Origin of the sequence: Sphingomonas sp. ID0503, assembly GCF_048565625.1 — a bacterium.
In the GTDB taxonomy this organism is placed as follows: domain Bacteria; phylum Pseudomonadota; class Alphaproteobacteria; order Sphingomonadales; family Sphingomonadaceae; genus JBLZUR01.
On record NZ_JBLZUR010000002.1, the window covers coordinates 748,605 to 762,748 of the forward strand.

Here is a 14,144-nt window from a genome sequence, read left to right on the forward strand (position 1 = left end):
TCACGACCATGCTGCGGACACGCGTCACCGAGCTGCTGGGTATCCGGCATCCGATCATCCAGGGCGGGATGCAGTGGGTCGGACGCGCCGAACTTGCGGCGGCGGTGTCGAACGCCGGTGGCCTCGGCATCCTGACCGCCCTGACGCAGGCGACTCCCGACGATCTTCGCCGCGAGATCGCCCGCTGCCGCACCATGACCGACCGGCCGTTCGGCGTGAATCTGACGATCCTGCCGACGATGAGCCCGCCGCCTTATGCCGAGTACCGGCAGGCGATCATCGACGAGGGCGTGAAGATCGTCGAGACGGCCGGCTTCAAGCCGCAGGAGCATGTCGACGCGTTCAAGGCGCACGGCATCACCGTCATCCACAAATGCACCGCCGTCCGCCACGCGCTCTCGGCCGAGCGGATGGGGGTCGATGCGATCTCGATCGACGGCTTCGAATGCGCCGGCCATCCGGGGGAGGAGGATATCCCCGGCCTGGTCCTGATCCCGGCCGCGGCAGACAAGGTGACGGTGCCGCTGATCGCCAGCGGGGGCTTCGGCGACGGACGTGGCCTCGCGGCGGCGCTGGCGCTCGGCGCGGAAGGGATCACGATGGGCACGCGCTTCTGCGCGACCGTCGAGGCGCCGATCCATCAGGCGGTGAAGGACGCCATGGTGGCCAATGACGAGCGCGCGACCAACCTGATCTTCCGCCCGTTCCGCAACACCGCGCGGGTGCTGAAGACGGAGCGTTCGGACGCGGTAGTGGAGATCGCCAACCGTCCGGGGGCGAAGTTCGAGGATGTCGCGCATCTGGTGCGTGGCGCCGACGGCCGTCATGCTCTGGAGAACGGGGCGCTGGAGGAGGGACTCGTCTGGGGCGGCCTCGTTCAAGGCCTGATCCGCGACGTGCCCACCTGCGAGGTACTGATCACGCGCATCGTTGCCGAGGCGGAGGCGATCATCTCAGGACGTCTCGCGAAGCTGATCGGCTGAACGTCTCACAACAGCATCAACGATCCTCCCCGCCAGGGGGAGGTGGCGCCGTTAGGCGACGGAGGGGGAGGGCGGCGATGTCCTTCCAATTAGAAGTATGCCGCTGTCCTCCCCCTCCGTCAGGCTGCGCCTGCCACCTCCCCCTTGCGGGGGAGGATGAAGCTGGACATCAGTAGCGGAAAGTCACCGACGCGCCAACGGTCGCGGGCTCGCCATAGGCCTGGCGGATGGCGACGGTGTCGGGCAGCGTCTGCGTGATGTACTTGGTGTCGGTCACGTTGGTTCCGAACACCGAGATGTCGAAGCGATCGGAAGGATCGGTCCACGTCGCACGCAGGTTGAGCAGGCCATAGGCCTTCTGATCGAACTGCTCCACCGCATCGAAGTAGAACTTGCTGGTGCGGTAATAGTTCGCGTTAAGCGCCATGCGGCCACCGGCAAGATCGAAGCCGTAATTGGCGCCGACGTTGAAGGCGAAGCGCGGCGAGCGGAGCACCTGGAAGCCGGAGGCGTCGATGTTCACGGGCTGGAAGGTCGAGAAGGTCGGGCTCGCCGGGTTCAGATCCTGCTGATAGCCGATGGCGTTCGGGAACTTGTCGTAGTCCGCATGGGTCCAGGCGACGTTTGCGAAGACGTTGAAGTCCCGCGTGATGTCGTAGGAGAGTTCGCCGTCGATGCCGTAGATCTCGGAGCTTGCCGCGTTGCGGATCACCGAGACGCCCTGGCCGAAGAACGATGCGACCTGCACGTCCTTGTACTTGTAGTAGAAGCCCGCAAGGTTGAAGCGCAGCGGCCCGCTCGCCGTCTTATAGCCAAGCTCGAACGCGTCGATCTTCTCCGGGTCGACAGCGGTGGTCGAGAAGGACGAGGCAGGCAGGATGCCCGACTTGTACCCCTTGGTATACGACGCGTAGACGCTGGAGCGCGGCGTGATCTCGTAGCGGACCACGGCGCGTGGCGAGAAGTTGGTGAACTTGTCGCCGCCGCTATCCGCGACATTCGCCGAGTAGAGGTTGAACGCCACCTCCGGCTTGTCGATGCTGTAGCGACCGCCGACCGTCACGAACAGGTCGTCCACCACCTCATAGGTGCCATCCGCGAAGAGGGCGTAGGAGTTGGTCTTGTTCTCGCTGTCGAACAGGCGGAAGTAATCCGCGCCACCGGCGGCAACATTGTAGTGATACGCGCTCTCGTTGTACAAGTAGAACGCGCCGACCACCCAGCTGAAGCGCCCGCCCGGCTTGGACGTCAGGTTGACTTCCTGGGTGAAGGTCTTCTCCGGGATCGTCCAGATCGCCGCCTGAACTTCGGCGGGGGAGGCGTCGTAGTCGAAGCCCTGGTAATCCCGCTCCTTGCGGTAGCCGGTGTAGGAGGTGAGCTCCGCGAAGCCGAGATCGAAGACGCTGGTCAGCGTCACCGAGTCGGTCTTCAGCTTGTCGAAGTTCGGACGCGTGTTCGACACGTCGCGGCGGCCCGAGGCGACGATGGTGCCGGGGATCAGCGCGCCGGCGCTCATGCCGTTGCGTGCGTTGACCATGTTGGGCGTGGGATCGTCGCTGTCGCTATGCGCGTAGGCCAGGGTAAAGCTGACACCGTCGGTCGGCTCCCAGAGCGCCTTGGTGCGGATCGACCACTTCTCGAACTTGCCGACATCCTTCTCGCCGGTGACGATGTTCCGCTTGAAGCCGTCGCCACGCTCATAGGAGGCGGCGAGGTCGACCGCGAGCGTGTCGGTCAGGCCGGTCGAGCCGTAGAAGCCGCTCGTCAGGTGATCGAACGACTGATAGCCGACGCGCGCCAGGATTGTCGTGTCATGCTGCGGCGCGCGGGTGGTGACCTGGATGGCGCCGCCGGTCGCATTGCGGCCGAACAGAGTGCCCTGCGGCCCCTTCAGCACGTTCAGCGACGCGATGTTGATCAGGTTGAGGTCGGTCGCGACCGGGTTGGGGATATAATAGCCGTCGATATAGGTCGGGATGTTCGAGTTGGTGCCCGGACCCGCGATCGCGCTGCCGACGCCGCGGATGGTCGGCTGGACGGTGTTGCCGCTGAAGTCGATGCGAATGGCCGGCACGGTCTGCGAGATCTGCGCCACCTGCGTGACGCTCTGCCGCTCCAGCGTGGCGGCGGATACGGCGGAGATCGAGATCGGCACGTCCTGCAACCGCTCGCTACGCTTCTGCGCGGTGACGACGATTTCGCTCGGCTCGGCCTCCTCCGGCGCGGCCGCGGCGACCTGCGGGGCCGGCTCGGCTGCGGTCTGGGCGGAAGCCGGCACCGCGATGAGGCCGGCGGTCAGCGCGGCGATCGAAGCGGCGTTGCGGTGGAAGGAAGAGCGGGCAGTGTGGGCGGGGAGCAAAGCTAGGTCCTCTCCTGGGGAAAACTGGAAAACTCTGACGTGCGTTATTCGAACTTAAGAGCGATATTGCGTTGAGACGTTCTGCGCCGTTCTGTCAACCGAAAATGGTCGAGGGAAGACGAAAGCTCGCCCGCGTTGCTTCGAAACCACTGTTGCATAGGCGCAGTCCGCGCGGTCCGTTCAGACCCGCTCGACGGCGAGCGCCAGGCCCATGCCGACGCCGATGCAGAGCGTCGCCAGCCCCCGCCTGCCGCCGCTTTTCTCAAGCTGGTGGACGAGGGTCATGGCGAGCCTCGCACCCGACATGCCGAGCGGGTGCCCGAGGGCGATCGCGCCGCCATGGGCGTTGACCTGGGGCGCGTCGTCGGCAAGGCCCAGGCCACGGAGAACCGCGAGCGACTGGCTGGCGAAGGCCTCGTTCAGCTCGATCGCGTCGAAGTCGCCGATGCCGAGGCCGAGTTGGCGCATTAGCTTCTGCGAGGCGGGCACCGGGCCGATCCCCATCACACGCGGCTCCACGCCGGCCGAGGCCATGCCGAGGATGCGCGCGCGGGGCGTCAGACCGTGGGCACGCGCGGCGGCCTCGCTGGCGACGATCATGGCGGCGGCGCCGTCGTTGATGCCGGACGCGTTCCCCGCCGTCACGGTGCCGTCCGAGCCGAAGAGCGGCTTCAGCCTCTGCAAAGTCTCGATCGTCGTGTCGGCGCGCGGATGCTCATCGGCCGATACCTCGATCACCTCACCCTTCTTGCGGCCGGGCACCGCGACGGGCACGATCTCCTCCGCGAAATAGCCGCTCTGCTGGGCGGCGGCGGCACGCTGCTGGCTGCGGAGCGCGAAGGCGTCCTGATCCGCGCGGCTGATCCCGTAGTCCTCGGCCACATTCTCGCCGGTGCGCGGCATCGTCTCGGTGCCGTAAAGCGCATCGAGCGCCGGGTTGACGAAGCGCCAGCCCATGGTCGTGTCCTCGATCTTCTGGTTGCGGCCGAAGGCACCGTCCGCCTTGCCCATCACGAACGGGGCGCGCGTCATGCTCTCGACCCCGCCGGCGACGGCAAGCGCCATCTCGCCGAGGCGGATGGCTCGCGCCGCGGATCCGACCGCCTCCAGCCCCGAGGCGCAAAGCCGGTTGATGGTGACACCCGGTACGGTGTGCGGCACGCCCGCCAGCAACAGGCTCATCCGCGCGACATTGCGGTTGTCCTCGCCCGACTGGTTGGCACAGCCGTAGAAGACCTCCTCGACCGCTGCCGGGTCCATGGCGGGGTTGCGCGCGATCAGCGCCTTGATGGGGAAAGCGCCGAGATCGTCGGCGCGGATCGCCGCAAGCCCGCCGCCATAGCGGCCGATCGGCGTGCGGACGGCGTCGCAGATGAAAGCTTCGGTCATGTGTCTCTTCTCTCTTCAGGCGGCGAGCGGCACGCCTACGAGGCTGCGCAGTTCGTCGATGCCAAGTCCCTCGACCGCTTCGACAAGGCGGGCGCCGCCGCTGCCGGTCTCGAACACGGCGACGTCGGTGTAGACGCGCGAGACGCAGCCGATGCCGGTGAGCGGATAGGTGCAGGCGTCCACCAGCTTGCTCTCGCCCGACTTGGTGAGCAGCTCCATCATCACGAAGGTCTGCTTGGCCCCGATCGCCAGGTCCATCGCGCCGCCGACCGCCGGGATCGCATCCGCCTCGCCCGTATGCCAGTTGGCGAGGTCGCCGGTCGTGGACACCTGGAAGGCGCCGAGCACGCAGATATCGATATGCCCGCCGCGCATCATCGCGAAGCTGTCGGCATGGTGGAAGAAACAGCCGCCGGTGAGCAGCGTCACCGCCTGCTTGCCGGCGTTGATCAACTCCCAATCCTCCTCGCCCGGGGCGGGGGCGGGGCCCATGCCGAGCAGGCCGTTTTCGCTCTGGAGGAGGATCTCGCGATCGACGGGAAGGTAGTTGGCGACCTTGGTCGGCAGGCCGATGCCGAGGTTCACATAGGCGCCCTCCGGAATGTCGCGGGCGACGCGGGCGGCCATCTGGTCGCGGGTGAGGCGGTTCATCATGCGTCTCCGGTCAGGCGGCGGCGTCGAGGGCGGCGGCGGTGGCCTGGACCACCCGCTGGACGAAGATGCCGGGGGTCACCACCGCTTCGGGATCGAGTGCGCCGAGCGGCACGATCTCGGCCACCTGCGCGATCGTCGTCTTCGCCGCCATCGCCATGATCGGGCCGAAGTTGCGCGCCGTCTTGCGGTAGACGAGGTTGCCCCAGCGATCGGCTCTCAGCGCCTTGATCAGCGCGAAATCGGCGTGGATCGGATATTCCAGCACATGGTTGCGCCCATCGATCTCGCGGGTTTCCTTCCCCTCGGCAAGCAAGGTGCCATAGCCGGTGGGCGTGAAGATCGCGCCCAGGCCGGCGCCTGCCGCCTGGATGCGCGCGGCGAGATTGCCCTGTGGCACCAGTTCCAGCTCGATCCGGCCCGCGCGGTAGGCGGCATCGAAATGGTGCGAGTCCGACTGGCGCGGGAAGGAGCAGATGATCTTGCGCACGCGCCCCTCGCGGATCAGTGCGGCCACGCCCTGCTCGCCGTTCCCGGCATTGTTGTTGATGATGGTGAGGTCGCCGACGCCGCGCGCGATCAGCGCGTCGATCAGCTGCTCGGGCATGCCTGCCGTGCCAAAGCCACCGATCATCACCGATGCGCCGTCACGGATGTCGGCCACCGCCGCCGCGACATCGGGTACGGCCTTGTCGATCATATCCTCTCCTCACAGTCGATCAGCACATCTGGCGTCATATATCGACCATAATGTCGCATATCGAACGGTGTTGGACAATGGCGAATGGGGTGTCGCCAGCGAGGCGGGCACCCGGTCGAAGCGTGTAGCCCACATAAGCGGGCGTCTTACGGCTGGGACCCACAAGCCGATTCACATGGTGACCGGATACGATTCGGCCTCGGCCTTGAACCGGAGAGCAGTGGTTCCGGTTTAAGCCGTTGCTGCCGACTGCGCATCGCTGAAACCTTGGCCGGCTCCGACCGCTCCTCCCCGCGATACTTGTCCTCAGCCGGCATCCGGCGGCAGCGGCACTCGATCCATCACGAGGGTGCCGTCAAGACTATTGCGGCTACGACGCGGTTGCGCCCCAAGTCCTTCGCTTTGTAGAGCGCGGTATCAGCGGCCTGGACCAGTCCTGCCGGCATTTGCACAGATGCCCCCGAGCGCGCGAAGGCCGTCCCGACGCCGATGCTGACGGTAACGCGCATCGCATCGCCAATCCCCATGGCATGATCCACCCCGAGCGCCTCAACCTGCATGCGGATGGCTTCCGCCACGTCTGAGGCGCCGGATGAATCGGTGCCGGGCAGAATTACGGCCAGTTCCTCGCCGCCATAGCGGGCGGCCGAGTCCCCCGGCCGGCGTGCGCAATTCTTGACCGCGGCGGCGACCACCTTCAGGCATTCGTCGCCGGCTTGGTGGCCGTATAGGTCGTTGAAGCTCTTGAAATGGTCCACGTCGATCATCAACAGGGACATCTGCGCGCTATCGCGCACCGTGCGATGCCATTCACGTTCCAGTTCCTCGTCGAAAGCGCGACGGTTCAGCAACCCGGTCAGGCCGTCGGTTGCGGCCAAAGTCCGCAGTTCATCCTCCAGTCTCTTGCGTTCCGAAACATCGCGCATGACCATCACCACGCCTGCGGCTGCGCCATCGCCGCCGTCGCTGAGCCGGGCATTGGCTTCGATCCAGACGTCATGACCATCCCGGTGCACCATACGGCACTGGACGGTCGCTTCCCTCAGTTCTCCGGAAATAAGGCGGTCATTGATCGCGCGCACCATCGGCTCGTCGTCTGAATGAATGGTCCGCGGGCCGATCGCCATCATCTCCGTGGCCGACCAACCCAGCATTCCCTGCACAGAGGGCGACACATAATCGGGGAAATTCCGCGCGTTGATACGAAAGATCACGTCCGGGCTGTTCTCCGCCAGCCTGCGATAATCGATATTCTCGCTCTCCTCGTTGCGCGCGCGTTCCCTTCTCGCGGTCGCGAGACGGCGTGCTTTGCCAAGAACCTGGAGGATCTTCTTCAGAATGGCCACGCATGTCTCCTCTAATCGCGTTCAGCCGGTTACGCCGTCCACCTGAGCGCGTGTCGAAGCGCGCGTGCGGAGGCCTGACCTTTCGAGAAGCCATTCGGCTCGGTCCGCGCGACGTCAGGCGCATGGCCGGGCCAGCCAGATCCATGCCGGCCGAACCGCCAAGCCCATGCGGTCGCGTCGCCCTGCGATCCGCGCACAAATGCTCAGCCTCGTGCTCCGTAGGCGCATGTTCATGCCCGACGCGGGTGGCCGCGGCATGCCGACAAGCGGTCCGTTGCCCGAGACGTCGATTACATAGAGTTGTGCGGCGTGATCTCCCTAATAGACGAGTGTTGCTCGCCGGGAAATCCGAACGTGTTCTTTCGAACACCGGTAGCGATCGCTGAAAGTCGGCCGCTCCAAACCTCGACATCGCGTGTCCGATAAGCTGTTCGTCGCCCCTGACAGGTCTGCAAGGGACTGACATCAACAACGCTCCAATGGCCGTTAAGCTCAATGCCGTCCTCTCTTGGACTTGATCGTCAGCCTGCCGCGTCGCTCAGCTGGCGGCGCAGATATTCGCAAAATGCGCGGGCCGGCATCGGCCTGCCGTAGCGATAGCCCTGCGCCTCCTCGCATCCTCTTGATACGAGATAGCGCTCCTGCTCGTCGGTCTCGACACCTTCGGCAATCACCTCCAGCCCCAAGGTGCGACCCAATGCCAGAATGGCCTCGACGATCGCCCTGTCATGGGGGTTGTGCGGAAGCTGGGATACAAATCCACGATCGATCTTGAGGCGATCCACCGGCAAGTCCTTGAGGCTCTTCAACGAGGCAAAGCCTGTGCCGAAATCGTCCAGCGCCAGGGGAACGCCTGTGGCCCGAAGGCGTGACAGCGCCTCTCTCGACCCTGCGGACTCCAGCCCGATATCCTCGGTGACCTCGATTTCCACAGCGCCTGTCGGCAGCTCATACTTTTTCAGAATATCATGCATATAGTCGTCGAAGCCGTCCCAGCGCAGCTGTTCGGCGAACAGGTTGATACCGACACGTATGGCCAATCCGCGGCGCAGCCACAGGGCCGCTTGACGGCAGGCCTCGTCCACGATCCATCCGCCGACCTTCAATGTGTGACGGCTGCCTGCCAGAACATGCATGAACTCGCCTGGCGCCAGAACACCGCGATCGGGATGGTTCCAGCGGAGCAGGGCTTCGGCCCCGACAAGCCGCGCATCGGCCAGACGCAGCTGTGGCTGATAATAGAGTTCGAACTCTCCGATGGCCACAGCGCGGGCCAATTCATCCTCCAGCTGCCGGCGTGCCTCGTAGCTGTACCGCTCGGCCTGGGTATAGACGTGGCTTATCGCGCCGCCGGCCGCTTTGGCGCCGTAAAGAGCCAGGTCGGCATCCGCGAGCAGGCCCTCCGCCCCCGCGTTCGTCGCTTCGTCGAGGAAAACAATTCCGCAGCTGGCCGTCACCCGATGGTCAAGACCATGGACGTAGAACGGCTCGCGGGCCAGGGCCTCTATCAGCGAATCGCCAATCGCCACGCATTGTTCCTTGTCGAGACCGAACAGCAGGGCGACGAACTCATCGCCGCCGAGCCGCGCGATCATGCAATGCATGCTGGCGCACGAGGACAGCCGCCTCGCCACTTGCCGCAGCATCTCGTCGCCGGCGGGATGGCCCAACCGGTCATTGACGTGCTTGAAGCCGTCGAGGTCGATCAGGGCGAGGGCGGACAGGGAGCGGTCGGCTACCTTTTCGGTCGCGACCTGCATGGCGTGGGCTCTGTTCGGCAATTCGGTCAAGGGATCGTTCAGCGCCAGATGACGCAATTCTTCCTGCGCCCTGTGCTGGGCCGTCACCTCCCGAATAAAGAGGGTAAGTCCGCCGTCGGTTGCCGGGAAGGCGTTCACTTCGAAATGACCAGCAAGCTTGTCATAGCGGAAGATGACTTGGGTGGGCCGTCGCTCCTCCATCGCTGTTCGTAGACTTGCTCTGAGCTCCCGGTTGGTGATCTCCGGGAAGGCTTTCCAAAGCTTCTTGTGGAGCGGGTTGAGCGCACCGAGGCGAGCCTCCGCCCGGCCGTTGAGGAAGGTGACGGACCAATCCGGACCGATCGTCGCGACGATATCGGTGGTACTCTCAAGGGTGTCGCGCAGGCGGCGTTCGCGCTCCACGACGGTCTCGGCGAGCGCGTCGAAGGCCGTTCCGAGATCGTAGAATTCCGATCCAGGATCGAGCCGACCGACGCGTGCGGTCTCGTCGCCATCCCGCCAGGCCGCGACCGTCTGCGCCAGGCGCTTCACAGGGCGCCGGATATAATGGGTCGCGAAACGCCACGCGAGCAGTAGCGCTGCTCCGAGAACGAACAGCAGCATGCCGAAGCCGACGAGTGTCTCATCCCGTAGAGCCTTTGCGGCCACCGCGCGATCGACACCGATCGCGATCAGAAACGGCATGCCACGATCCACTGCCGGGGGTGTAAAGGCCAGCAGACGGTCGCTTCCATCGAACCACCTCACGCGCATCACGCCCGGCCGCTCGGCCCGGAAGGCGGGGCCGAAACGGTCCGGCATCTGGCTGCCTATGCCTTGCCCGTTCGGAAGATGTACCAACAGCTTCTGATCGGGGCCGATGATTGCGAGCTCACTGTGGGGCGGAAGCTGCGCGCGCCCCACATCAGCGGCAAGGCGCTTGAGATCGAGTCCGGCGACCAGCACGCCCATCAGCCGGCCATCGGCATCTGCGAACGGAAGGCTGAAGTTGAGCGATGGCCATCCGCGGTCGCGGCCGACGATGAACCCTCCGGTCGTGAATTCGCGTGTCCTGATCGCCTTCTGAAAGTACGGTCGATCCGCGATCCTCGCGCCCGTCCTCGTACTGCTGCACCAGATGTGCCCGCGGGCGTCTGCAACCCCGATCACGATATAAATGGGGAATTGCGCCTGAAGCTGCTTAGCCAGCATGCTACAGTACTTCTCATCACGCTCGCGAACGGCCTTCACCAGCGACAGGGCCGAAAGCAACTGTCTTGCGCCCTCCACGATGCGCTTCTGCTCGGCGCCTGCGCGATAGGCGGTGCGCAGGGCGGTCTGCGCAAGTTCGTCCTGCTGCTCCGCCGCTTCCTGGCGAACGCTTATGATTTGAAGTATGCCAATCGGAATCGCGGCGAACAGCACGATCAGCAGGAGCCGCTGGACGACGGTCACGTGGATCGTCGGTTGGGATGTACGGCGCTGACAGGCATTCGAGTCCTCTCCGCCATGTTTCCCGGCTTCACGGATCCAACGCGATGGCGCATCCAGAGTTCAACCGGACCAGTGGCGCCGATCGTTCAGGAATTGCCGTCGACGGGATCGTCACTCGCCTTCGACGCGCGGTAATCGACCCGGTATCAGCGCAGCCGCTCGACCTCGGTCTCGCCGCTGCCGAATGGACCAAACGAGTCCCAACCTGGGGAGTGTGCACCGGCCGTGTCTGCCGGGTGATTGCTGCCTGCGCTGTTGGGCGCGGCGGCGTGAGACGATACGACGTCTAAGTCTTTGATCTTGTTTGGTCGGGGCGACAGGATTCGAACCTGCGACCCCCACACCCCCAGTGTGATGCGCTACCAGGCTGCGCTACGCCCCGACCAGAGCCGCGCGCCTTAACGGGGGCCGGTTGCGAAGGCAAGCGCGGCCGCGCCCATTGCGCCCGATCCGCCCTTCGTGATAGCGCGCGGCCGATTTTGCGGTCGCACCGATCGCTCTCGAACGCCGGAATCCAGATGTTCTCCACCCCTGCATTTGCCCAGACCGCCGGCGCCGCCGGTTCCTCCGCGGGCAGCACCGTGTTCTTCGTCGGCCAGTTCGTCCTGATCGGCCTGATCTTCTACTTCCTGATCATCCGCCCGCAGCAGAAGCGCGCCAGGGAACACCGCGCGATGATCGACGCGGTGAAGAAGGGCGACACGGTGGTGACGGCAGGCGGCATCGTCGGCAAGGTCACCAAGACCGAGGATGCCGAGCTGGAGATCGAGATCGCCCCCTCGGTCAAGGTCCGCGTGGTCAAGGGCACGCTGACCGACGTCCGTCCGCTGGGCGGCGCGAAGCCGGCGAACGACTGAGCGCCAGGCGATGCTCGACTTCCCGCGCTGGAAGGTCCTGTCGATCAGCCTGACGCTGCTGGTCGGCGTGCTCCTCGCCATCCCCAGCCTTCTGCCGGAACGGGTCACGGACAAGTGGCCGTCCTACCTCGCGCCGCGCATCAACCTCGGCCTCGATCTCGCCGGCGGCAGCCATCTGCTGCTGGAGGCGGATACCGCCGATGTCGCGCGGCAGCGGGTCGAGGCGATGGAGGAGATGGTCCGCAACGAGATGCGACGCGCCGACCCGGCGATCGCGATCGGCGACATCTCGACCAACAACGGCGCGCTCAGCTTCTTTGTGCGTGACGTGGCGCGGCTCGACGCGGCGGTGGACAAGGCGCGCAGCCTGACCAATGCGGTTGGGGTCACCGGACAGCGTGACTGGAACGTCGCGGTGGTCGATTCGACCCGCATCGTGATGACGCCGACGGAGGCCGGGCTGAAGTCCGAGACCGAAAAGGCGATGGACACCGCGACCGAAGTGGTGCGCAAGCGCATCGACGAGCTCGGCACGCGCGAGCCGACGATCCTCCGCCAGGGCGACGACCGCATCCTCGTGCAGGTGCCGGGCCTTGAGGACCCGACCGCGCTGAAGGAACTGCTCGGCAAGACCGCCAAGCTGGAATTCAAGCTGGTTGACCAGACCGCGACCACCGATCAACTGGCCCGCAATCGCGCGCCGATCGGCAGTCAGATCCTGCCCTATCCCGACAATCCCGCCGGCACCCCGCGCATCGCGGTCAAGCGTCGTGCGATCCTGTCCGGCGACGAGCTGGTCCAGGCGGACCAGGGCTACGACCAGAACAACCGTCCGATCGTGAAGATCACCTTCAATGCCGAGGGCGGGCGCAAGTTCGCGCGGGTGACGCAGGAGAATACCGGCAAGCCCTTCGCCATGATCCTCGACAATTCGGTGATCTCGGCCCCGAACATCAACGAGCCGATCCTGGGCGGTTCCGCGCAGATCAGCGGCAACTTCACCGTCGATAGCGCCAATCAGCTCGCCATCGCGCTCCGCTCCGGCAAGCTGCCGATCGCCTTGAAGGTGATCGAGCAGGGGACCGTCGGGGCGGGCCTCGGCGCGGATTCGATCCGGGCAGGCGTCATCGCATCGGTGGTGGCGACCGTCGCGGTCCTCACCTTCATGCTGCTGACCTATGGCCGCTTCGGTTTCTATGCGAACTGCGCGGTGGTCATTAACGTCTTCGTGATCCTGGGCGTGATGGCGCTGATCAAGGGCACGCTGACCCTGCCGGGCATCGCCGGCTTCATCCTGACCATCGGCGCGGCGGTCGACGCCAACGTGCTGATCAACGAGCGCATCCGAGAGGAGCGGCGGCGCGGCCGTTCGATCGTCCAGTCGGTGGAATTGGGCTACAAGGAAGCCAGCCGCACGATCTTCGAGGCGAACGTGACGCACGCGATCGCGGGCCTCATCATGCTGCTGCTCGGCTCCGGCCCGGTGAAGGGCTTTGCCGTCGTCTTGCTGATCGGCATCGCGACGTCGGTCTTCACGGCCGTGCTGTTCACCCGGATGCTGGTGGTCGGCTGGCTCAAGCGGAAGCGCCCGACGGAGATCGTGATCTGATGCGCCTGCTGAAACTCGTCCCCGACAACACCAACCTGCCCTTCGTCTCGCTGCGCTATTGGGCGTTCGCGCTGACGGCATTGCTGACCGTGCTCGCGGTCGCTGCGGTCGCGGTGCGTGGCCTCAACATGGGCGTCGATTTCGCCGGCGGCGTGATGGTCGAGGCGCAGTTCCCGACGGCGCCCTCGCTCGACAAGGTGCGCGAGGATATCGATCGCTTGGACGTCGGCGACGTGCAGCTACAGGCGGTCGGCACCAACAACTCGGTCCAGATCCGCCTGCCCGTCCCGAACTCGACCGATCCGGAGGCGAGCGCCAAGCTCGTCACCCGCGTCGAACAGGGGCTGCGCGCCGACTTCCCCGGTGTGACCTTCTCGCAGCAGCAATCGGTGTCGAGCAAGGTGTCGGGCGAGCTGGTGCGCAACGGCGTGCTCGCGGTGTTCCTCGCGGTGTTCGGCATCGCGATCTTCAGCTGGCTGCGTTACGAATGGCAGTTCGGCGTCTCCACCTTCGTCGCGATCGCGCACGACGTGCTGATGACCCTCGGCTTCTTCGCGATCACGCGCTTCGAGTTCGACCTGAACATCGTCGCCGCCGTGCTGACCATCGTCGGCTATTCGATCAACGACAAGATGGTGATCGACGACCGCATCCGTGAAAACATGCGCAAGTACCGCCAGATGGACATGCGCGCGCTGATCGATCTGTCCGTCAATGAAACGCTGCCGCGCACGGTGATGACCTCGATCACCATCCTGCTCGCGCTCGGATCGCTGCTGATCCTCGGCGGCCATGTGCTGCGCGGGTTCACCGCGGCGATGATCCTCGGCATCATCGTCGGCACCTATTCGTCCGTCTACGTCTCCTCCTCGCTGCTGATCTCGCTCGGCCTGAAGCCCGGCACCAAGGTCGGCGGCGGCAAGGCCGTGGCGAGCCCGGCGGCGGGTGCCGAGCGGATCGGGCCGAGGGAGGGCGGGCGCTGAGCCTGCGCCTGACGCGCGAGGAGGCACCCGGCGG

Annotated in this window: 10 protein-coding genes and 1 tRNA gene; 4 read left to right on the top strand and 7 right to left on the bottom strand. The window is 65.4% G+C overall.

Features of this window, described 5'->3' with window-relative positions; translation table 11 throughout:
* Positions 1 to 8 precede the first annotated feature (8 nt).
* Complete coding sequence (locus ACM608_RS04625) at positions 9 to 983, top strand: NAD(P)H-dependent flavin oxidoreductase (RefSeq protein WP_419682091.1); 975 nt, start codon at positions 9 to 11, stop codon at positions 981 to 983.
* Positions 984 to 1,152: 169 nt separating this feature from the next.
* Here the strand turns inward: ACM608_RS04625 and ACM608_RS04630 are convergent, their stop codons facing one another.
* From ACM608_RS04630 to ACM608_RS04660, 7 genes are all read right to left on the bottom strand, one after another.
* The gene (locus ACM608_RS04630; RefSeq protein ID WP_419682092.1) at positions 1,153 to 3,342 is read right to left on the bottom strand and encodes a TonB-dependent receptor; all 2,190 of its coding nucleotides are present in this window, start codon (positions 3,340 to 3,342) and stop codon (positions 1,153 to 1,155) included.
* Between the two features lie 180 nt (positions 3,343 to 3,522).
* Positions 3,523 to 4,731, bottom strand: a complete 1,209-nt coding sequence (gene pcaF, locus ACM608_RS04635) for a 3-oxoadipyl-CoA thiolase (RefSeq protein WP_419682093.1) — start codon at positions 4,729 to 4,731, stop codon at positions 3,523 to 3,525.
* 15 nt (positions 4,732 to 4,746) lie between these two features.
* Positions 4,747 to 5,382, bottom strand: a complete 636-nt coding sequence (locus tag ACM608_RS04640) for a 3-oxoacid CoA-transferase subunit B (protein WP_419682094.1) — start codon at positions 5,380 to 5,382, stop codon at positions 4,747 to 4,749.
* 13 nt (positions 5,383 to 5,395) lie between these two features.
* The gene (locus ACM608_RS04645) at positions 5,396 to 6,082 is read right to left on the bottom strand and encodes a 3-oxoacid CoA-transferase subunit A (protein ID WP_419682095.1); all 687 of its coding nucleotides are present in this window, start codon (positions 6,080 to 6,082) and stop codon (positions 5,396 to 5,398) included.
* A 341-nt stretch (positions 6,083 to 6,423) separates the two neighbouring features.
* Complete coding sequence (locus tag ACM608_RS04650) at positions 6,424 to 7,428, bottom strand: GGDEF domain-containing protein (protein ID WP_419682096.1); 1,005 nt, start codon at positions 7,426 to 7,428, stop codon at positions 6,424 to 6,426.
* A 521-nt stretch (positions 7,429 to 7,949) separates the two neighbouring features.
* Positions 7,950 to 10,622 carry an EAL domain-containing protein gene (locus ACM608_RS04655; protein ID WP_419682097.1) on the bottom strand — a complete coding sequence of 891 codons (2,673 nt, stop codon included), beginning with the start codon at positions 10,620 to 10,622 and terminating at the stop codon, positions 7,950 to 7,952.
* Between the two features lie 344 nt (positions 10,623 to 10,966).
* Positions 10,967 to 11,043 (bottom strand) — tRNA-Pro (locus tag ACM608_RS04660).
* Positions 11,044 to 11,179: 136 nt separating this feature from the next.
* Between ACM608_RS04660 and yajC the strand changes: the two genes are divergently transcribed.
* From yajC to secF, 3 genes are read left to right on the top strand one after another with little or no spacing between them, the layout of a single operon-like run.
* Positions 11,180 to 11,518: a preprotein translocase subunit YajC gene (gene yajC, locus ACM608_RS04665; protein ID WP_419682098.1), complete on the top strand. Its 339-nt coding sequence runs from the start codon at positions 11,180 to 11,182 to the stop codon at positions 11,516 to 11,518.
* 10 nt (positions 11,519 to 11,528) lie between these two features.
* Positions 11,529 to 13,127 (top strand): protein translocase subunit SecD, encoded by a 1,599-nt coding sequence (gene secD, locus ACM608_RS04670; protein WP_419682099.1) that lies wholly within the window; start codon positions 11,529 to 11,531, stop codon positions 13,125 to 13,127.
* Positions 13,127 to 14,110, top strand: a complete 984-nt coding sequence (gene secF / locus ACM608_RS04675; RefSeq protein WP_419682100.1) for a protein translocase subunit SecF — start codon at positions 13,127 to 13,129, stop codon at positions 14,108 to 14,110. Before secD ends, secF begins: the two co-directional genes overlap by 1 nt.
* The last annotated feature ends 34 nt before the right edge of the window (positions 14,111 to 14,144 follow it).